Origin of the sequence: Bradyrhizobium sp. LA2.1 (genome assembly GCF_040547725.1) — a bacterium.
GTDB lineage: Bacteria > Pseudomonadota > Alphaproteobacteria > Rhizobiales > Xanthobacteraceae > Bradyrhizobium > Bradyrhizobium barranii.
This window is the reverse complement of sequence record NZ_JBEPQI010000006.1, coordinates 389,800-409,154: the sequence shown is the minus strand read 5'-3', so window position 1 is coordinate 409,154 and position 19,355 is coordinate 389,800. Positions and strand designations below refer to the sequence as shown.

The window sequence follows — 19,355 nt, the reverse complement described above, 5'->3', positions numbered from 1 at the left end:
TGCGCGTTGGTCAGAACGATCCCAGCGCACTACCCAATGCGATCACGGCGACCAGCGCCAGCAGCGACGTCGCGATGCCGACCATCACGATGTCGAAATAGCTGTCGCGATGCGTCAGGCCGCAGATCGCGAGCAGGCTGACCACCGCGCCATTGTGCGGCAGGATGTCCAGCGTCCCCGAGCCGATCACCGCGACGCGATGCATCAACGCAGGGGCGATGCCCGTCCGAGCGGCGAGCTCGACATAGGTCTGGCCGAGTGCGTCCAGCGCAATGGTCAGGCCGCCTGACGCCGAGCCGGTCAGAGCGGCCAGGATGTTGGTCGCGACCGCTAGCGAGACCAGCGGTCCGCCTTCGATCGCAAGCACCCAGTCGCGCACGATCGTGAACGCCGGCAGCGAGGCGACGACAGCGCCGAATCCGACGAGGCTGGCGACGCTGAATGCGGGCAGGACGGATGCATTGGCTCCGGCGTCCATGGTGCGGCGAAGCGCCGGCAGGCGGGCCCGGTTCAGCGCGATGGTCGTGACGATGGCCGCAGTCAGCGCGACCGCGACCGACCACACGCCCGCGACGGCAGCGAGCGTCGTTTCACCAAAACGCTGCTCGGCGAGATAGCTGACATCGAGCCGCGGCAGCACCACGAGCGACATCACCAGATTCACGATGACGACCACGATCAACGGCGCGATCGCACTCCACACGGGCGAAGGCCGCTCGCTGCGCTGACCGTGCTGGAGTTCCGCCGGATCGAACTCGCGCGCGGTCGTGGCGCGCTCGCGCACGAGCTCGTCGGCGGCGGCGCGCTCGGTCGCGCCCTCGATATCGTCGCCATAGCCTTCTCCAGCACGGCGCGCTGCGGCTTCAGCGCGGTGCAGCCACCACAACCCTGTCACGAGCATGATGAGGGAGGCGATGATGCCGAGACCCGGTGCCGCGAACGGCGTCGTGCCGAAGAACGGCATCGGGATCGCATTCTGGATCGACGGCGTGCCCGGCAAGGCCGACATGGTGAAGGTCGACGTCCCCAGCACGATCGCAGCCGGGATCAGGCGACGCGGGATCGAAGCCGCGCGAAACAGCGAGCGGGCCATGGGAACGATGACGAAAAACGCAACGAACAGGCTGACGCCGCCATAGGTCACCGCGGCACCGGCGAGCACCACCGCCAGGATCACGCGACGCTCGCCGAGGCGCTCCGCCATGAAGGCGGCGACCGACGTGACCGCGCCGCTATCGTCCATCAGCTTGCCGAAGACCGCGCCAAGCAGGAAGATCGGGAAGAACTGCGCCAGAAATCCCGCCGCATGCACCATGAACACCTGGGTCAGGTTCGCAAGCAGCGGCTCGCCGCCGAACAACGCGGCAACGAGCGCTGCGAACGGCGCCAGCAGAAGCACGCTCCAGCCGCGAAAAGCGAACAGGACGAGCAGGGCGAGCCCGACGAGGAGGCCGAGAAGACCCATGCCTCAGCACTCCGACAGCAGGACGTCGAGATCGGCGGTCGATTGCCGGCCGATGTCGGCACCGTGCGCAGCGAGAAACGCGTCCGCGGCCAGGCGCCCCTCGGCGCGCAGCATCGAGACGAACTCCCATTCGGCGTTGAGCTTGGATGACGCGCCGAACTTCGCCAGCATGTCGCTCTTGACGCGGTGGGTCCGCATCTTTGCCCAGCGCGCGCCCTCGCCGCTGCCGGGGTCGGCCGCCTGGCGCAGCAGCGCGATCATGCGCAATTCCTTCATCAGGGGCGAATTGAACGAAATCTCGTTCAATCGATTGAGAATCTCCGCAGCCGTCCGCGGCTCTTCGAGCGTTTCGGTCGGATTGATCTGCACCAGGATCGTGTCGTGCGCATCGCTTTCGCGAATGAGCGGCGTGATCGTGGGGTTGCCGGCGAAGCCGCCGTCCCAATAGGGCTCGCCGTCGATCTCGATCGCGCGGAACATGGTCGGCAGGCAGGCCGATGCCAACAGCACGTCCGCCGTGATCTCGGCATTGCGGAAGATCCGTCCACGGCCGGTGCGCACCCGCGTCGCGGTGATGAACAGCTTGATCGGCGAACTCGCCAGCCGCTCGAAATCGATGCTCTCGGACAGCACCGACCGCAAAGGATTGTAGCCGGTCGGATTGAGATCATAGGGCGAAAGCACCCGCGACATCAAATCGGTGAGGATGTAGGCCGGCGACGTATCGAGCGTCCAGCGCCCCATCAATCGATCGAGCGGCGAGCGCTGGAGCGGACTAAAGGCGGCAGCCTTCGAGACGCGGCGCCAGTATTTTTCGAGCGCGTCGCGCGCGCCCTCGGCGCCGCCGGCCGTCCAGCCGTCCGCCAGCACGGCCGCGTTCATCGCGCCTGCGGAGGTTCCGGAGATCGCTGCGATCTCTAGCCATCTCTCTTCCAGGAGGCGGTCGAGCACACCCCAAGTGAAGGCGCCGTGCGAACCGCCGCCCTGAAGCGCGAGATCAATCAGTACGGCGTCTCGTTCCATGGCGGACACTCACGCAACTGAAGCTCAAATTCGACGTGATTGTAGCACGCCGAGGATGACAGCAGTGTGGGAGCTGTGACCGCAAGATGCAACCGGAACGTAGGGCGGTTCAGTGCTCGAATACCAGCCGTGCGCCGACCGTGCCCTCGAGCGCGCGGATCTGCGCAAGCAGCGCGCCTGAATCCTCGCCCCCGAGGTCGGCGTCGAGCACGACGTAGCCGAGGTCGCCGGCGGTCTCCAGATATTGCGCGACGATGTTGATGTCGCGCTGGAGGAAGACCTCGTTCAGCCGCCGCAGCATGCCCGGCACGTTGCGGTGGACATGGCTGAAGCGCGCACCGGCGGGACGTAAGTGCAGTTGCACCTCCGGGAAATTCACCGCGCCCATGGTCGATCCCGTGATGAAATAGTCGACCAGTTTTCGCGCGACTTCGCCGCCGATGCGCTCCTGCGCTTCCTCGGTCGAGCCGCCGATATGCGGGGTGAGGATGACGTTCTCGAGGCCCTGTACTGGGCTCTTGAAGCGATCCGCGTTCGAGGACGGCTCGACCGGAAACACGTCAATGGCTGCGCCGGCGAGATGGCCGTCGCGCAGGGCGCCCGCGAGCGCATCGAGATCGACCACGGTGCCGCGGCTGTTGTTGATCAGGAACGAGCCTGATTTCATCGCCCGCAGCTCCGTCTCGCCGATCATGCCTGCGGTCTCCGGCGTCTCGGGCACGTGAAGGCTGACGACATCGCTCTGCGCCAGCAGCTCTTCCAGCTTCTCGACCGGCTCGGTGTTGCCGTGGCGGAGCTTGTCGGTGCGGTCGAAATAGATCACGCGCATGCCGATCGCTTCGGCCAGCGTCGAGAGCTGCGAGCCGATATTGCCGTAGCCGATGATGCCGAGCGTGCGGCCGCGCACCTCGCGGCTGCCGGTCGCCGACTTGTCCCAGCCGCCCTCATGGGCCGACACCGAGCGCGGGAAGATGCGCCGCAGCAGCATCACGATCTCGCCGATCACGAGCTCGGCGACGCTGCGCGTGTTGGAGAACGGCGCGTTGAACACGGGAATGCCGCGCTTCCGCGCCGCCAGGAGATCGACCTGGTTGGTGCCGACGCTGAAGCAGCCGACCGCGAGAAGCCCGTCCGCGGCCGCAAGCACCTCGTCGGTGATCTGGGTGCGCGAGCGGATGCCGAGCAGCGATACGCCCTTCAGCGCGCGCCGCAGGTCTTCGCCGTCCAGCGCCTTGGTCAACCGCTCGACATTGGTGAAGCCCGCGCTCCGGAACAGGTCGACAGCGCTGTCATTGACGCCTTCGAGCAACAGCGCCTTCGCGTTCCGCTCGGGGCTTTGGCCTGGGGCTGGCATGGAATCTCCGTAGGTCACAGCTTTGCCGCAGCTCATAGACCGCGGGGGGAGATGCAGCACAATAGGGTTTGGATATGGGGAGAAGATGGCGGGGCGGGGGAGGCGTGCTTGGCATCCCACCACCACTAGCTCCGTCATCCTGAGGTGCGAGCCACGCGGCGCAGCGCGTCGCGTGGGGAGCCTCGAAGGATGAACGGCCCCCATATACAGCCGGGCCGTCGCCCTTCGAGGGCCGCTGCGCGGCCGCCTCAGGGTGACGGATCTAAATCACATAAAACCCGTGCGTGCCGTCGAGCCGGAGTTGCTCGACGAGACCGTATTCCCAGTCGAGATAGGCCTGCATCGCGCGCTCGGCGACGCCAGTGCCTTCGTAGGGCCGGCGGTAACGATGTGCCGGGTCGGGCTTGGGCAGCACGCGCGGCGGGCTGACCTCGAGCTCACCCTCGTAGCCGCCTTCCAGGACGTAGACCTCCCAGCCCATCTGCGCGAGCCAGGATGCCGTCATGTCGGCACGCACGCCCTGGTCGTCGGTCAGGAGGATACGCGCGCCGCGCACGGGCGCGGCCATGTCGGTTTCCTGGACGAGCTGGCCACCGGGATAATGGCGGAAGCCGGGGAGATGGCCGGCCGCAAATTCCTCTGCGTCGCGCACGTCGAAACGATAGAGCGTGCGGTCGGTCTGCGCTGCGAGCGCTTTCGCCTCGTTCGCGCCGATGTGGCGAACGCCGGCGCGATAGGCGACATCGCGCGCATTGGCCGGGCCACCCTCGAACGGCCCGATCGCGCCACGCCGGTCGGCACCATGATCGAGCGTGTGCCGCGCCAGCGTCCAGCCGATGGTACCGTTGCGCAGCGCCCGCACCTTGTTGGGCACGCCGGCATTGATCAGCGACTGCGTGCCGATGATCGAGCGCGTGCGGCCGGCGCAATTGACGATGATGGTGGTCTCAGGATCGGGCGCGGCCTGCCCTGCCCGCAGCACCAGCTCAGCACCGGGCACGCTGACCGAGCCCGGAATGTTCATGGTCGCATATTCGTCGAAGCGGCGAACATCGAGGATCGCGATGTTGGCCTTGTCGGCGATGAGCTTGGCGACCTCGTCGGCGCTGAACGACGGCGTGTGGCGGCGCGCCTCGACCAGCTCGCCGAACGCTTTCGAATAGGAATTGACGTCCTCGAACACCTGATAGCCCGCCGCGCGCCAGGCCTTCAGCCCGCCGTCGAGCGCGCTGACATTGGTGTAGCCGAGCGCGGCAAGCCGCTCGGCGCCGGTTGCAACAAATCCCTCGCCATCATCATAGAGCACGATCGCGACGTCCTTGCGCGGCAACCGCAGCTCCGCCTCGATCGCGATCCGGTCCACGGCCATGTTGGCGGCAAACAGCGGATGGCCGGTGGCGAAGCCGGCCTCATATCTGAGATCGAGCAGCGCGATCTCCTCGCGCAGCAGCAGCGCGCGGCGGATATCGGCGGGGGTGACGGTCGTGAGTTTCATGGCGTGAACCCTGGCAAGTACGGCCAAGGGCTTTTGAACGATTGCCGCGCGCTTGGCTAGCCTTCGCGACCGTTCACTCGCCCGGAACCAGCCGCCCGAGCGGTGGCTGCGCGGGACGCCGCAGCCTGCGGCGCGACAGATAGAGCAAAATGCCGGTGACCGAGAACAGCGGCATCAACGCTGCTGCAATCATGAAGGCGAGCTTGCCCGGCCAGCCCAGGAACGCGCCGCGATGGATGTCGAGCACGTTCGCGATGATCTTCTCGCCAAACGTCTTGTCGGCATAGCGCTCCGCTGAGATCACCTGCCCCGTGACCGCATCCACGCGGAATTCGTCGCGCGTGGTACCGAGCGTCGAATCCTTCGGCCACGACCGGATCCGGATGACCGTGCCGGGTCCGGCGGGCAGCGTCAGCAACGCTCTGGAGAAATGTTTCCCCTCCTCATGCTGGAGTGTCGTCCATGCACGATCGAATCCGACCGGCTGAGCCGGCTCGGCCCGGTCGGCCGCGCGCGGCGCCTTTGCGGACATCTTGGGCTGCATCTTCGCAGCAGTGACCTCTGGACGCGACAGCAGCCAGACGACGCCGTCCTTGTACCAGTCGAACGAGTACCACAGCCCGGTCAGCGTCATCACCAGATAGACCGGCAGCACCCACGTGCCGATCACCGCGTGCAGCGAACGGTGCAGTCCGCGCCCGCTGAGTCTGAGATTGGGTTTCAGCCACATCCTCACGCTGCCGGCGCGGCGCGGCCAGCGCAGCACGAGGCCCGAGATGAGCATGACGATCATGCCGAGCGCGGCGACGCCGGTGATCTGGCGTCCCCACCCCTTGGCATCGCCGGGGATCAACAGCCATCGATGCAGCCTGCGCACAGTCGCGAAGAACTCCTCACCACGCGGCGTACCCAGCACGTGCGCGTCGTAGGGATCGACATAGAGCGATGTCGGCCGCGCGCCCTGCTCGTCGCGCGCGAAGCGGACACGCACCGCCGCCGCCGGATCGCTCGACAGCGTGACGGCCGAGACCTTGCCGAGGTCCTGCCCCGCCTTGAGCCGGGCCACCAGTTCGTCCGGCATCAACGCCGGCGCCTGGCGCGGCGCGACCTGCATGATACCGCTATTCAGATAGTCGCCGATCTCGTCCTCAAAGCTCATGATCGCGCCGGTCAGCGCGATCAGGGCCAGCAGCAGCGCGAGCACGAGGCCCGCGATCGAGTGAATCTGGTGCAGAGCGGCCTTGATGTGATGCCCCACCCTACTCATCGAAGCCAACCTTCTTGATAAGCGAGATCGCGGCCTGCTGACGTGCGGCGATCTGGTCGATCGAAATTGCATCGGCGATGAACGTGCCCATTTCGGCAACGATCGGTGCACGCTCCGCTGCTGCAAGCACGGGGTATTCCAACTCGGCAGCGGCAAAGATCCGCTGCGCTGCCGGCGTGACGAGGAATTCGAGGAATTGTCGCGCCGACGCCGGATGCGGCGCCTGTTTCGCGATGGCCGCGCCGGTGAGGTTCACATGCGTGCCGCCGCCCTTGAATGTCGATGGCACCGCCTTGACCTCCATCGCCCAGGCACGCCAGTCGGCCCCTTCCCGTCCGTCGCGCAATTGCGCCAATGCCACGGTGTTGCCGATGCCGATCTTGCACGTGCCTTGCGCGATCTCGCGGATCACGTCGTTGTCCTTGCCATCAGGCTTGTGCGCGAGATTGGACTTCAGGCCGGCGAGCCAGGCCTCCGTCGCGGCCTCGCCGTGATGGACGAGATAGGCCGCAACCAGCGCGACATTATTCTGATGCAGCGGCGAGCGCATGCAGAGCTTGCCGCGCCATCTGGGATCGGAGAGGTCTTCATAGTCGATCGAAGCAAGATCGCTGTCCTCGCGCACAAAGGCAACGCGCGGGCGGACGGAAAGCGCAAGCCATTGCGCGCCGTTACCACGAAGATTTGGAGGGACGACCTGGTCGAGACGCGACGACGTGAAGGCTTGCGTCAGACCGCGGGTGGAGAGCTGGGTCGTCTTGTCCAGCCCGATCGTCATCAATAGGTCGGCAGGCGACGCGTCACCTTCCGACGCGAGTCGCTTGACGAGACTGTCCTCGACGAAGACGATATTCACCCTGACGCCGCTGGCTTCTGTGAAGGCCGCAACGACAGGCTCGACCAGGGCAACCTCCCTGGTCGAATAGAGCGTGATCTCCTCGGCGCGGCTCGCACCTGTGGCAGCAAGGCAGGCAGACGCCGCCGCGATCAGGACCGCGATGGCTTTGTGCCGCACCGCCATCGCTAGAACTTCACCGTTGCCGACAGCGACACGCGGCGCGCATCGCCGATCGCGACGTTCAGATTGTTGACGGCGGAGGGATAATAGACGGTGTCGAACAGGTTCTTGACGTTGAGCTGATAGATCACCGGCGTGTTCTGGTATTTCGTCTCATAGGTCGCGAAAATATCGGCGACCACATAGGACGGCAAGAAGAAGCTGTTGATCGCATCACCGGGACGGTCGCCGACATAGCGCGCGCCGCCGCCGAGGCGGAGCTGTCCCGGCAGAGCCGTGCCGAAGTCGTAGACCAGATAGAGCGAGGCCGTGTTCAGCGCGACGTTCTGCAGCTTCATGCCGTAGAGCGACCGATCTTCGGATGCCGTCACCCGCGCGTCGGTATAGCCATAGCTGCCGATCAGGGCCCAGCTGTCGGTGAGCCTGCCGGTCACGTCCAGCTCGACGCCGCGCGAGCGGGCGCGGCCGACGGTATGGAGTTCCACCACGCCAGCGCTGTTCGTCTTCGTCGTCTGCACGTTCTTCTTGTCGAGATCGTAGAGCGCCAGTGTACCGGAGATACGCTTGTTCAGATCGAACTTCACGCCGGTCTCGTATGACACGCCTTCTTCGGGCGCGACATTGGAATCGATCACGATGCCGATCGGCGCGATGGTCGAGTTGGGCTTCAGCGATTCGGTGTAGCTCGCATATAGCGAGATCTCGTCGGTCAGCTTGAAGATGGCGCCGCCGAGGGGAAGCACCTTGTCCTGGGACACGTTGGTATTGGTGTAGAACAGTGCCTTCCCGCGCCCGGCGATCTGATCGTAGTCCATGTAGCGCGCGCCGCCGACCAGCGCGAACCGCTCGGTCAAATGCAGCGTATCCTGGACGAACAGCGACCACTGTCCGAGCTTGTCGGTCTGGGCGCTGTCACCGGGCACCAGGGTCGTGCCCGGCCCGACCAACCCATAGACCGGATTGTAGATGTTGATGGCGGGCGTCGCTTGCCGGATCAGGCTATCGCGGTAGATGGTGCGATACTGGCCGTCGCCGCCGAACACCACCTCGTTGCGCATGTTGCCGAGCCAGAAGCTGCCCGAGACGTAGGATGTTCCGTAGCTGACATTGCTGAGCGAGCCGCGCGTGCCGTCATTGCTGCGCGTCTCCGCACCGGTCGTGAAGTTGATGCCGGTGATGCGGAGCTGGTTGGCGCTGAAGGTCTCGGTGTTGTAGCTGTAGCCAGCGTAGAGCTTCCAGTCCTGGTTGAAGCGGTGCTCGACCGAGGCCTGCAACAGGTCCGACGTGCCCCATGTGTTGTTGAACGGTTCGTCGAGCCGGCGGTCGGCGGGAACCGCCAGCGGCGCTTTCGTCACCGGATTGAACGCCGTGCCGCGATCGAACGGATAGATGAACTCGCGATGCTCGTAGTTGAGCTGGACCGTGGTGTCCTGGCCGTACCAGGCCAGCGACGGTGCGACCAGCATCTCGCGGTGACGGCCGAAATTGCGCCAGTAATCCTCGCTGACGCCGTAGCCGATGAAACGATAGGCAAGGCCCTGATCGCCGATCGGACCGGTAACATCGAGCAGGCCGTCGGCGCCGGTTTTCGAGGCACTGAATGCCGAGCCGAGCAGCGTGACCGAACCGTGCTGATAGAGCTCCGGGCGCTTGCTGATCGTGTTGACGATGCCGCCGGGGTCCATGATGCCGTAGAGCAGCGAGGCCGGCCCCTTCAGCACCTCGACGCTTTCGACCGCGGGATTGAAGCTGCGGCCCTGCACCAGCGGCATGCCGTTGCGCATGATCGAACCGTCACGATTATCGCCGAAGCCGCGGCGGATCACCGCGTCCTGGCTGCCGGCGAGCGTGTTGGTCTGAGTGATGCCGGAGACGTTGATGAGCGCATCGTCGATGTTCCGCGGGAGCTGGTCCTTCAACACCTGCTCAGGCACGATGTTGACCGCCTGCGAGGTATCGAGGGGCGAGGCGCCGCTGCGCAGCGTGGTCGAACTCGGCATCGCGCGGTAACCGAGCTTGGCAGCCTGCTGCGCGGCGGCCGCGGCTGCTGCACGTTCCGATATTGTCGGTGCTGCGGGTGCGGGATTGGCATTGCGCTGGCGCGCAACGGTTTGCGCGCGGCGTTGGGACTGTTGTGACGCGCGGGCCGGCCTCGGTCGCTGCACCGGCGCTTCCACTGTCACCGGCGGCAGCGCTGACTGCGCCTGCGCGGTCGTCGTGTTCGATGGGGATTCGACGAGCAGCACCGCTGCGCCGAGGAGAAGACCTGCACGGCTCTTGCCGGCACGATGACGATGGCCGCTGACGCGTTGGCCATCCACGGGGGCACGCACTTTCATTCCACTTCAAGTCAAGAACATTGAAGTGTGCGCCTGTAACAGTCGGCGGGATCGAAGAGAACCGTAGGCGAGCTTGAATCGCTCTAGTGTTGAATCGTTCTAAGCGCATCAGCGCACCGGACAGCAATCACCGATAGACGTCGCAGAGATCGCAACACGCTGCACGCGAATCCGCGGCAACGTGTCACGAAGGTTTCACATCTCACGCGATGGCAGGAGCAATCAGCTCGTCAATCTTTCGCTTGAGCGCCGCGCCATCGGACGAGGCACGGAACGGCGGGCGCACGCGGAGCCAGCCTGCGTCGCCCGTCTGTGCGGCGAGGATTGCCTTCAGCGTCGCGAGGAACGACGGCGTGTTCAGCACGACATCGGTCGCGGCTTGCATGCGCGCCTCGACGTCCTTGCCGTCAACCATGCCCTTGACCAGCTCGGGCACGACGTTGGCCATGCCGCAGATGGTGCCGGCGCCGCCGGCGGCGATCGCGCGGGTGATGTCGGTTTCGTTGCCGACGGTGATGGCGAGATCGGGGCTAGCTGCACGGAACGCCTGGAACTGCTTGAAGTCGCCGCTGGAGTCCTTCAGGCCCGCAACCACCTTGCCGTAACGCTTGCGCAGGTTCGCCGCGACACCGGTCGGGATCGCAACGCCGGAGACCTGCGGGATGTGATAGAGCGAGGCGCGCAGGCGATCGTCGGCGACGCCGTCGATGATCGCGGCAAACGCGTCTTCGATCCCTTCGGGCGTGACGCCGCGGTCGAAATAGGGCGGCAGATACAGCACGTGGCGCAGGCCGAGGCCGAGCACGGTGCGCGTCAGCGCGATGCTGTCGGTGATGGCGGGAAAGCCGCCGCCGATGCCGATCCGCTCGGGCGCGACGCCGGCCTTGAGCACGGCCTCGATGGTCGCGACACGCTCGGTGACATTGAAGGAGGTGCCCTCGCCGGTGGTGCCGAACAGCACAACGCCGTCGACGCCCTTGCCGAAGAGCTGCCTGGCGTGAGCGGCGAGCTTGGCGGAGTCCACGCTGCCATCCGTCGCCAGCGGCGTCGCCGACGCCACCCAGAACCCGCGAATTGCCTCCGTCATCTCACCACCCATTGCTGCGGTCCCGGACTAAGCCTCTGATCTCGAACGATCTTAGGAAGCTGTCCGAGCCTTGTTTTTGCTTTACTTTTCATGTTGTACCTTACATACAAGACGGACGCAAATCCTTTCCACCATCACGGCGCGCATGAGACGCAGCCAGATTCCGAGGAGGTCTCGCATGAACATGGTGAGCCCCATTGAGCGGCCCGATCAGTTGCTTGGCGCCTTGCGCGACAAGCTCGGCGCGGCCGCCGTGCTTGTTGGCACCGACGTGCCCGCGCGCAATTGCAACGACTGGAGCGCGAGCCTGCCGCAAACGCCGCTTGCGGTGATCCGGCCGGTCGATGCGCAAGGCGTTGCCGATGCGATTGCGGCCTGCCGGCAGGCGCGGCTGCCCTTCGTGCCGCAGGGTGGATTGACCGGGCTGTGCCGCGGCGCATCGCCCGAAGCAGGCTGGGTCGCGATCTCGCTCGAGCGCATGACCGGCATCGAGGAGATCGATCGGGCGTCAATGACGATGACGGTGAAATCGGGCACGCCGCTGGAGACGATTCAGAAGGCCGCCGACGAAGCCGATTTCTTCTTTCCGCTAGATCTCGGCTCGCGCGGCTCCTGCGCGATCGGCGGCAATCTCTCCACCAATGCCGGCGGCAACCGCGTGATCCGCTACGGCATGACGCGCGAACTGGTGCTCGGCCTGGAGGTGGTGCTGCCCGACGGCACCATCATCACCAGCCTCAACAAGCTGATGAAGAACAACGCGGGCTATGACCTCAAGCATCTCTTCATCGGCTCCGAAGGCACGCTCGGCATCATCACCCGCGTGGTGTTGCGGCTGTTCCCGAAACCGCGCTCGACCATGGCGGCGCTGTGCGCGCTGAAGGACTATGCCGCGGTGATCGCCCTGCTCGATGCCGCGCGAAGCGGGCTCGGGCCGTTGCTGTCGGCGTTCGAGGTGATGTGGCCGGACTATTGGGACGTGATCACGACGCGCGCCGGGGTGAAGCCGCCGGTCGCCGCAGGCCACGGTCTCTACGTGCTCGTCGAGGCCCAAGGCACCGACGAGAGCCTGGATGCACCGCGTTTCCAGGCCTGGCTCGAAGAGCTGATGGAGCGCGGGCTGCTCGCAGATGCCGCCGTGGCGCAATCGCTGGCGCAGACGCAGGCGTTCTGGCGCGTGCGCGACATCTGCGCCGAGTTCGGCCAGGTGCTGGGCCCGCACATCTCCTACGACATCGGGCTTGCGGTGGCGCGGATGGACGAGTTCGTCACGCGCTGCAAGGCCGCGCTGGCCTCCGGCATCAAGGGGTGCGAGAGCGTCTATTACGGCCATATCGGCGACGGCAATCTGCATCTCGTGTCCTGGGTCACCGGTCTTTCCGTCGAGCAGCAGCCGAAGGAAGAGATGGACGCGATCATCTACGGTCTGGTCCGTGAACTGGGCGGCAGCGTCTCCGCCGAGCACGGCATCGGCACGCTGAAGAAGAAGTGGCTGGGCCATGCCAGGAGCGAAGCCGAGATCGCGTTGATGCGGACGCTGAAGGCCGCGCTCGATCCCGATCACCTGCTCAATCCCGGCAAGGTGATCTGAGACAGCAGATGCGATCGCTCAAGCTCGATACGCCGAAATCGCTGTCGCAGCGGGTGGTGCTGCGGCTGCGCCAGGCCATCATCGACGGCGAGTTCGCGCTTGGCGCCGCCATCTCCGAGGAGATGGTGGCGAATTCCTTCGGCGTCAGCCGCACGCCGGTGCGCGAGGCGATGGGCCAGTTGCAGGCGCAGGGCCTGGTCGTGATCCGGCCGCAGGTCGGCAGCTTCGTGTTCACGCCGAGCGCGGACGACATCACTGCGCTCTGCACCTTCCGGATCGCGCTCGAGCCCAAGGCCGCCGAGCTCGCGTTTCGTCACGATCGCGACGGCGCAATTGCGACGATGAGCGAGGCAATCGCGGCGATGGAGCCGGCGATCGCGGCGAAGGACAACATCGCCTATGGCCGCGCCGATGCGAGCTTTCACGAAGGGTTGTTCGCGCATTGCGGCAACCGCTATCTCATCGAATCCTACCAGCTCGTCTCGGGCCGCGTCGCCGCGCTGCGCACCAATCTGACGTCGCCGATCGACGTGCGCACCCGCTCGTCCTTCGACGAGCATCGCAAGCTGCTCGATCTGTTCGCGCGCGGCGAGTTCGCCGCCTTCGAAGCGCTGATGACGACGCACATCACCAATTCCGGCCTGGTCTACGCCAAGGCCTTGAAAGTGGAGGCCTTGAAAGTGGAGGCGCTGAAGGTGGACTGAGCGCTTCTACCCCGCGTCCTTCGATCCCGGCCTGTCCAGAAAATCCAGCGCGGTGTTGATCTGTTCGAGCTGGTGCTCGATCTTGTCGCGGTCGTCGACCGACTGCGCCTTCTCGAGCTGTTCCACAAGCTTCTGCTTCCGTGACAACAAGTTCTCTATGACCGTACTCACAAGTCCCCCATCGCCCCGAACGAAGCGTCGAGGCAAAATCCGGTTACGGCACTGGCGCCGGGATGGTCGGGGCGCGCGCGAGCATGGCTCGCATCGGTCCCTTGATCAGAATGTTCGCGGAGGCGGTTGGTTCCTGCGAATGAACCACCACTCCGATCAATGGAACTATTTGCGCAGGCTGGCCCAGACCCCGCCGAGGATCAGCACACCGCCGAACAGATGGATCAGTTTTGGCGGTTCACCGAGAATTGCGAACGACAGAAGGGCGCTCGCGATCGGTCCGAGATAAAGCACGAGCGAGGTTCGGACCGAACCGAATTTGCCGCCGAGCCAGGCAAAGCCGGCATAGGCGAGCAGCCCGGGAACGATCCCGGCGAAGACGTAAGCCGACACCGCTTTCGTGCTGAAGACCTGCGCCGGCATGGTCCACATCTCGATCAGCGCCTGCGGCAGCGAGAACAGCGCGCCGGCGCCTGCGAACAGGCTCATGCGCGCCAGCAGCGACGCCTTGGGCGCCGCGCGCGATTGCAGCAGCGTGTAGCCGGACCAGCCGAGCATCGCGATCACGACCAGGCCGTCGCCCGCTGCGGTCTCCAGTGCGAACAAGGTCTCCGGATGACCGCCGGAGATGATGAGCAAGGCGCCGGCGAGCGCAAGCGCTGTGCCGAGCCATTGCAGCGGGCCGACATGCTCGATGCCGAGCACCGCAGAGATCATCAGCACCGTGATCGGCGACAGCGCCATGATCAACGCGATGTGGATCGCCGTCGTCGAGATGCCGGCAGCGTAGACCGGACCGCCGCAGAGGAACATGCCCATGAAGCCGGCGGCGAGGATCGGCCAGATGTTCTTGCCGAGTGGCACGCGGCCGGCGCGGATTTCGGCGAACGCGATCGGCGCGAGCCCGATGGCAACGATGCTCCAGCGGAAGAAGGCGAGCGCGAAGGGCGGGACCGAGCCCGCAAGCCCGCGCGCCAGAATCTGATTTGAGGCCTGCGCGGTCGCCACCAGGATGAAGCCGATCAGCGCAACCGCACCGAGCCAGGCCTCGGTGGACGGCGCCGCGCCGGCGTCATCACCGCCGTCAAAAGTTTCCTTGCCCATGGAGCAATCGGATATCCGATGTCGGCCGCGGTGAGAACCCGGAAGAGGGATCGCTCATGAGCATATGCGGCACGCGCACTGTTGCGGGCGGCGAGGCGATGCTCGCCTTGCGCAAGGTCTGGATCGAGGCGGCGCTGCCGGGCTCGACGGTGACCAATCTCCGCCTCGTCGGGAATGCCGTGCGGATGGTCCGCCAGCATGGCGGCGAGCCGGCCACGACTGCCGAGGTCCGGCAAGGGTTCGCGAACGGTTAACGCACTCCCGCAAGCCGGATAGCCCCTGGCGGAACCGCAAATCTTCACGCGTCCGTCGGTTGTATTCGTACGCCCGGAGTCCTATGCGTAGGCGCCATGGACATCCAGATCATCACCGCCGAAAAGCCCCTGATGGCGCAGGCGCGCCCGCGCAAGCCGGCGCCGTTCCTTCCCATGAGCCGCGCCGAGATGGACGCGCTCGGCTGGGATGCCTGCGACATCGTGCTGGTGACAGGCGATGCCTATGTCGACCATCCGAGTTTTGGCATGGCCATCATCGGCCGGCTGCTGGAGGCGCAGGGCTTTCGGGTCGGCATCATCTCCCAGCCCGACTGGCATTCGGCCGATCCGTTCAAGGCGCTCGGCAAGCCAAAAGTGTTTTTCGGCGTCACCGGCGGCAACATGGACTCCATGGTGAACCGCTACACCGCGGACCGGCGCATCCGCAGCGACGACGCCTATACGGCCGGCGGCGAAGGCGGCAAGCGGCCGGACCGCTGCACCGTCGTCTACGCGCAGCGCTGCCGCGAGGCGTTCAAGGATGTCCCGATCGTGCTCGGCGGCATCGAGGCCTCGCTGCGCCGGATCGCACATTACGATTACTGGTCCGACAAGGTGCGCCGCTCGGTGCTGGCCGACGCCAAGGCGGACCTGCTGCTCTATGGCAATGCCGAGCGTGCCGTCGTCGAGGTGGCCAACCGTCTTGCCGCCGGCGAAGCACCGCGCGAGCTCAGCGACATCAGGGGCGTCGCGCTGTTCCGCCGCGTCCCGGAGGACTACAGCGAACTGCACGCCGACGATCTCGATTCCGCCGACGAGGGCGCAACGCGCCAGAAGGGTGCGACCGTCATCCGGCTGCCGGCGCTGGAGCAAGTCGAGCAGGACAAGGAAGCCTATGCGCGCGCCTCGCGCGTGCTGCATCGTGAAAGCAATCCCGGCAATGCCCGCCCGCTGGTGCAGCGTCACGGCGATCGCGATCTCTGGCTCAACCCGCCGCCGATCCCGCTGACCAGCGACGAGATGGACGCGGTCTACGACCTGCCCTATGCGCGCGCGCCGCATCCGTCCTATGGCGAAGCAAAAATCCCCGCCTGGGACATGATCAAGTTCTCGGTCACGATCATGCGCGGCTGCTTCGGCGGCTGCACCTTCTGCTCGATCACCGAGCACGAGGGCCGCATCATCCAGAACCGCTCGGAAGGCTCGATCCTGCGTGAGATCGAGAAGATCCGCGACAAGACGCCGGGCTTCACCGGCGTGATCTCCGACATCGGCGGCCCCACGGCCAACATGTACCGGATGGCGTGCAAGGATCCGAAGGTCGAGGCGGCGTGCCGGCGGCCGTCCTGCGTCTTCCCGGAGATCTGCCCGAACCTCAACACCTCGCATGACGATCTGATCCGGCTCTATCGCAAGGTGCGCGAGACCAAGGGCATCAAGAAGGTGATGGTCGCTTCGGGCGTGCGCTACGACCTCGCGGTCGAGAGCCCCGAATACATCAAGGAGCTCGTCACCCATCACGTCGGCGGCTATCTGAAGATCGCCCCTGAACATACCGAGCGCGGCCCGCTCGACAAGATGATGAAGCCGGGCATCGGCGCCTACAACCAGTTCAAGCGGATGTTCGATGCCGCGGCCGAGCAGGCCGGCAAGAAATATTACCTGATCCCCTATTTCATCGCGGCGCATCCGGGCACGACCGACGAGGACATGATGAACCTCGCGCTCTGGCTCAAGAAGAACCGCTATCGCGCCGATCAGGTGCAGACCTTCCTGCCCTCGCCGATGGCGACCGCAACCGCGATGTACCACACCGGCGTCAACCCGCTGCGCGGCGTACGCCGCGGCGGCAGCGACAAGGTCGAGGCGATCAAGGGCCTGCGCCAGCGAAGGCTGCACAAGGCCTTCCTGCGCTATCACGACCCCGACAATTGGCCGGTGCTCCGCGAGGCCTTGATCGAGATGGGCCGCCGCGACCTGATCGGCTCGCGTCCCGACCAGCTCGTGCCCGCGCATCAGCCGCCCGGCACCGGCAAGGCCGCCGGCACACGGCGACCGGTGCGCCCCGGCGGCAAGACGCAGCGGTTTACGACCAAGGGCCTGCGGGTGATGAAGTAGCGGCAGAGCCGGATGAGATCCGGTTCAGCCCGCGGCTGTTGTGTCCCCAAAGCAAAAATGTCGAAAACAACCCCATGCACAGTAGACGGCATGAGCGGGATCAATGGCTTAGGCGGTCTGCGGCGACGTTGACCCGTCGGGCAAAACGGGCGCGGGATGGCAACGCGCCCCTTACGCTCGCACCGAAACGGGTTGACCTCGGCGCCATCATGTAACATATGAAGTTACATGAAGCGAGACAGCCGATTATCAGGCGTGCTCCACGTCCTGCTGCACATGGCGCAGCAGCCTGGCCCGTTCACGTCCGAGACCCTGGCGAAGGCCATGGACACCAACCCGGTGGTGATCCGCCGCATCATGGCGGGCCTGCGCGACCTCGGTTACGTCCGCTCCGAGAAGGGGCACGGCGGCGGCTGGACGCTGGCTTGCGATCTGTCGAAGGTGACGCTGCGCGATGTCTACACCGCGCTCGGCAGCCCCTCGATTCTGGCCATGGGCAACCGGACCGAGGCGCCTGGCTGCCTGGTCGAGCAGGCCGTCAATGCCGCGCTCGATCAGGCCTTTGACGATGCAGAGGCGTTGTTGCTGTCGCGCTTTGCCGAAGTGACGCTGGCGATGCTGAGCGACGATCTGCGCAAGCGCCTGGGTGCGCGAAAGCTTCACAGCATGAGCGCGCATCACGCGTGACCGACTCCCCTCAGCAGGACAACATCGTGACCGACATTCAAAACGCGTTCTCCGATCCGCAGATGGTGGCGAAGTACACCGAAGGGCCGCCACGGTTCGTTCCCGGCTACAATTCGATGCTGTCCATGGCGGCGATCCTTTTGGGCGAGCGTGCGCGTGAAGATGCGCGAATACTCGTTCTTGGCGCCGGCGGCGGCCTGGAGCTGAATGCCTTTGCGCAAGCGCAGCCGCGCTGGACCTTTGATGGCGTGGACCCGTCCGCGGCGATGCTGAATCTCGCGAAGCAGACGCTGGGCCCGCTCGCGTCGCGCGCGCATCTGCATCAAGGCTATATCGACGATGCGCCGGAGGGGCCGTTCGATGGCGCGACGTGCCTGTTGACCCTGCATTTCGTCGATGTCGAGGAACGGCTGCGAATAGCGTCCGAAATCCGCCGCCGCCTCAAGCCCGGCGCGCCGTTCGTCGCGGCCCATTTCAGCATCCCCGGCGACGACGATGAACGGCCGCTTTGGCTCTCGCGGTATTCAGCCTTTCTCGCCGCTGCCGGAGTCGAGCCCGACAAGGCGGCCGCCGCCCGCAAAGCGGTCGATGGGCAATTGAGCATCCTGGCGCCCGCGCGAGACGAAGCAATTTTGCGCGACGCAGGCTTCTCCGTCCCAACCCTGTTCTACACCGGCTTCACGTTCCGCGGCTGGGTCGCCTACGCCTGAGACGTCACGGCCTCGTCGACACGTCGCCATGAAAAAGCCAGGCAGGGCCTGCCTCTCGCGCTACTCCGCAAGCCGCGCGAGCGGGCCCGCGGCCGCCTTCTGTTCACCCAGCGCTTGGCCCTGGGCCATGCGTTGGCGGATCATTGCGACAACCGGGCCTACCTGCTCGAAAGCCCGGTCGTGGGCGTCGTCGCCGGCGACCGCCAGTTTCGTCAGGTCGTAGACGTCGATCCGGTCGCGCGCGAGCTCAGTTCGATAAGGCTCCTGGGTCGGGTCGATATCGCCCAGGCGGGCGACGTCTCCCCAGATCGTCTTCGACAGCGAGAGCGCGCCGTCGTCACGCGAGACGAACAACGAGATGGGGGGCCGCGCGCCGTTCATCCGGTTCAGTTGCGAGCGGAAGACATCGACATCCACGTCGGGTGCCACCAGCATCACATTCTTCAGCTTGCTGCGCTTCGACGCGACAGCCGGGGCGCGGATCGCCCGCGTTCGCAGTGCTTCCAGTGCGATCCAATTGCCCATCGAATGAGCCAGAAGATAAACTTCGCCGACGGCAGGCGAGGCGTCGAGCGTGCTCAACAGATTGTCGAGCGCGTCACGCGAAAAATTTGCACTTTCCCGGTCATAGGTATACGCGCGCAGCCTCAGCTCGCCGCGCGATGGCCAGGTGAAAAGCACGGGAACGACCGGCACTTTGGAGTCGTGCACGATCTGCGCGAAGCGATAGACCGCATCATCGAAGCGGTTGTTGAAGCCGTGGACGAAGACAAGCACCTTGTTGCGACCGGACTGCTTCATCGCCGCGGCGACAGACGCAGCGAAATGCGTCTTGTCGAGATAGTCGGCCGACACAGTCGTGAAATCCCGTTGGGGGGCGCCGGGCAGGCTCGCGGGCCACTGCACTTCGCCGATCTTCCGCGCGGCATCGGGCGGGATCGAGACAGTCACCTCGGCAAAGGACAGCT

General features: G+C 65.5%; 17 protein-coding genes. 6 read left to right on the top strand and 11 right to left on the bottom strand.

Annotated features, from left to right (window positions below):
* Positions 1-10 precede the first annotated feature (10 nt).
* From ABIB95_RS14565 to ABIB95_RS14530, 8 genes are all read right to left on the bottom strand, one after another.
* Positions 11-1,465 (bottom strand): GntP family permease, encoded by a 1,455-nt coding sequence (locus tag ABIB95_RS14565; protein WP_354240196.1) that lies wholly within the window; start codon positions 1,463-1,465, stop codon positions 11-13.
* A 3-nt stretch (positions 1,466-1,468) separates the two neighbouring features.
* Positions 1,469-2,488, bottom strand: coding sequence for a patatin-like phospholipase family protein (locus ABIB95_RS14560; protein WP_354240194.1), 1,020 nt, complete (start codon positions 2,486-2,488; stop codon positions 1,469-1,471).
* A gap of 109 nt (positions 2,489-2,597) precedes the next feature.
* Complete coding sequence (gene serA / locus ABIB95_RS14555; RefSeq protein ID WP_354240192.1) at positions 2,598-3,842, bottom strand: phosphoglycerate dehydrogenase; 1,245 nt, start codon at positions 3,840-3,842, stop codon at positions 2,598-2,600.
* A 262-nt stretch (positions 3,843-4,104) separates the two neighbouring features.
* Positions 4,105-5,337, bottom strand: a complete 1,233-nt coding sequence (locus ABIB95_RS14550) for a rhodanese-like domain-containing protein (protein WP_354240190.1) — start codon at positions 5,335-5,337, stop codon at positions 4,105-4,107.
* 73 nt (positions 5,338-5,410) lie between these two features.
* Positions 5,411-6,604, bottom strand: coding sequence for a PepSY-associated TM helix domain-containing protein (locus ABIB95_RS14545; RefSeq protein ID WP_354240188.1), 1,194 nt, complete (start codon positions 6,602-6,604; stop codon positions 5,411-5,413).
* Complete coding sequence (locus ABIB95_RS14540) at positions 6,597-7,625, bottom strand: extracellular solute-binding protein (protein ID WP_354240186.1); 1,029 nt, start codon at positions 7,623-7,625, stop codon at positions 6,597-6,599. The genes ABIB95_RS14545 and ABIB95_RS14540 overlap by 8 nt, the downstream gene beginning before the upstream one ends.
* Before the next feature lie 2 nt (positions 7,626-7,627).
* Positions 7,628-9,961 carry a TonB-dependent siderophore receptor gene (locus ABIB95_RS14535; RefSeq protein ID WP_354240184.1) on the bottom strand — a complete coding sequence of 778 codons (2,334 nt, stop codon included), beginning with the start codon at positions 9,959-9,961 and terminating at the stop codon, positions 7,628-7,630.
* A gap of 202 nt (positions 9,962-10,163) precedes the next feature.
* Positions 10,164-11,048: a dihydrodipicolinate synthase family protein gene (locus ABIB95_RS14530; RefSeq protein WP_354240182.1), complete on the bottom strand. Its 885-nt coding sequence runs from the start codon at positions 11,046-11,048 to the stop codon at positions 10,164-10,166.
* Positions 11,049-11,226: 178 nt separating this feature from the next.
* Between ABIB95_RS14530 and ABIB95_RS14525 the strand changes: the two genes are divergently transcribed.
* Together ABIB95_RS14525 and ABIB95_RS14520 are read left to right on the top strand one after the other, a co-directional pair.
* On the top strand, positions 11,227-12,639 hold the full coding sequence (locus tag ABIB95_RS14525) for an FAD-binding oxidoreductase (RefSeq protein WP_354240180.1): 1,413 nt from the start codon (positions 11,227-11,229) through the stop codon (positions 12,637-12,639).
* A gap of 8 nt (positions 12,640-12,647) precedes the next feature.
* Positions 12,648-13,343: a GntR family transcriptional regulator gene (locus ABIB95_RS14520; protein WP_063979784.1), complete on the top strand. Its 696-nt coding sequence runs from the start codon at positions 12,648-12,650 to the stop codon at positions 13,341-13,343.
* Between the two features lie 6 nt (positions 13,344-13,349).
* Here the strand turns inward: ABIB95_RS14520 and ABIB95_RS14515 are convergent, their stop codons facing one another.
* Both ABIB95_RS14515 and ABIB95_RS14510 read right to left on the bottom strand, forming a co-directional pair.
* Positions 13,350-13,490, bottom strand: a complete 141-nt coding sequence (locus tag ABIB95_RS14515) for a hypothetical protein (RefSeq protein ID WP_162131457.1) — start codon at positions 13,488-13,490, stop codon at positions 13,350-13,352.
* Positions 13,491-13,679: 189 nt separating this feature from the next.
* Positions 13,680-14,618, bottom strand: coding sequence for a DMT family transporter (locus ABIB95_RS14510; RefSeq protein WP_354240178.1), 939 nt, complete (start codon positions 14,616-14,618; stop codon positions 13,680-13,682).
* A gap of 56 nt (positions 14,619-14,674) precedes the next feature.
* Here ABIB95_RS14510 and ABIB95_RS14505 point away from each other — a divergent pair, with 56 nt between their 5' ends.
* The 4 genes from ABIB95_RS14505 (at position 14,675) to ABIB95_RS14490 (ending at position 18,387) form a co-directional block, all read left to right on the top strand.
* Positions 14,675-14,872, top strand: coding sequence for a hypothetical protein (locus ABIB95_RS14505; RefSeq protein ID WP_354240176.1), 198 nt, complete (start codon positions 14,675-14,677; stop codon positions 14,870-14,872).
* A 96-nt stretch (positions 14,873-14,968) separates the two neighbouring features.
* Positions 14,969-16,990: a YgiQ family radical SAM protein gene (locus tag ABIB95_RS14500; RefSeq protein ID WP_085400008.1), complete on the top strand. Its 2,022-nt coding sequence runs from the start codon at positions 14,969-14,971 to the stop codon at positions 16,988-16,990.
* A gap of 228 nt (positions 16,991-17,218) precedes the next feature.
* Positions 17,219-17,677, top strand: a complete 459-nt coding sequence (locus ABIB95_RS14495) for an Rrf2 family transcriptional regulator (protein ID WP_354240174.1) — start codon at positions 17,219-17,221, stop codon at positions 17,675-17,677.
* Entirely contained in the window at positions 17,674-18,387 is a 714-nt protein-coding gene (locus ABIB95_RS14490) for a class I SAM-dependent methyltransferase (RefSeq protein WP_354240172.1), read from the top strand. The genes ABIB95_RS14495 and ABIB95_RS14490 overlap by 4 nt, the downstream gene beginning before the upstream one ends.
* 60 nt (positions 18,388-18,447) lie before the next feature.
* On the opposite strand, the gene ABIB95_RS14485 is transcribed toward ABIB95_RS14490, so the two are convergent.
* Positions 18,448-19,242, bottom strand: coding sequence for an alpha/beta hydrolase (locus tag ABIB95_RS14485; RefSeq protein WP_354240170.1), 795 nt, complete (start codon positions 19,240-19,242; stop codon positions 18,448-18,450).
* Between the last annotated feature and the right edge of the window lie 113 nt (positions 19,243-19,355).

Bases quoted from the DNA above. Each gene is read 5' to 3' on its own strand.
- ABIB95_RS14500 (WP_085400008.1), top strand. From the start codon at position 14,969: ATGGACATCCAGATCATCACCGCCGAAAAGCCCCTGATGGCGCAGGCG.
- ABIB95_RS14525 (WP_354240180.1), top strand. From the start codon at position 11,227: ATGAACATGGTGAGCCCCATTGAGCGGCCCGATCAGTTGCTTGGCGCC.
- ABIB95_RS14535 (WP_354240184.1), bottom strand. From the start codon at position 9,961: ATGAAAGTGCGTGCCCCCGTGGATGGCCAACGCGTCAGCGGCCATCGT.
- ABIB95_RS14560 (WP_354240194.1), bottom strand. From the start codon at position 2,488: ATGGAACGAGACGCCGTACTGATTGATCTCGCGCTTCAGGGCGGCGGT.
- ABIB95_RS14545 (WP_354240188.1), bottom strand. From the start codon at position 6,604: ATGAGTAGGGTGGGGCATCACATCAAGGCCGCTCTGCACCAGATTCAC.
- ABIB95_RS14530 (WP_354240182.1), bottom strand. From the start codon at position 11,048: ATGACGGAGGCAATTCGCGGGTTCTGGGTGGCGTCGGCGACGCCGCTG.
- ABIB95_RS14520 (WP_063979784.1), top strand. From the start codon at position 12,648: ATGCGATCGCTCAAGCTCGATACGCCGAAATCGCTGTCGCAGCGGGTG.
- ABIB95_RS14495 (WP_354240174.1), top strand. From the start codon at position 17,219: ATGAAGCGAGACAGCCGATTATCAGGCGTGCTCCACGTCCTGCTGCAC.
- ABIB95_RS14505 (WP_354240176.1), top strand. From the start codon at position 14,675: ATGAGCATATGCGGCACGCGCACTGTTGCGGGCGGCGAGGCGATGCTC.
- serA (WP_354240192.1), bottom strand. From the start codon at position 3,842: ATGCCAGCCCCAGGCCAAAGCCCCGAGCGGAACGCGAAGGCGCTGTTG.
- ABIB95_RS14540 (WP_354240186.1), bottom strand. From the start codon at position 7,625: ATGGCGGTGCGGCACAAAGCCATCGCGGTCCTGATCGCGGCGGCGTCT.
- ABIB95_RS14510 (WP_354240178.1), bottom strand. From the start codon at position 14,618: ATGGGCAAGGAAACTTTTGACGGCGGTGATGACGCCGGCGCGGCGCCG.
- ABIB95_RS14550 (WP_354240190.1), bottom strand. From the start codon at position 5,337: ATGAAACTCACGACCGTCACCCCCGCCGATATCCGCCGCGCGCTGCTG.
- ABIB95_RS14565 (WP_354240196.1), bottom strand. From the start codon at position 1,465: ATGGGTCTTCTCGGCCTCCTCGTCGGGCTCGCCCTGCTCGTCCTGTTC.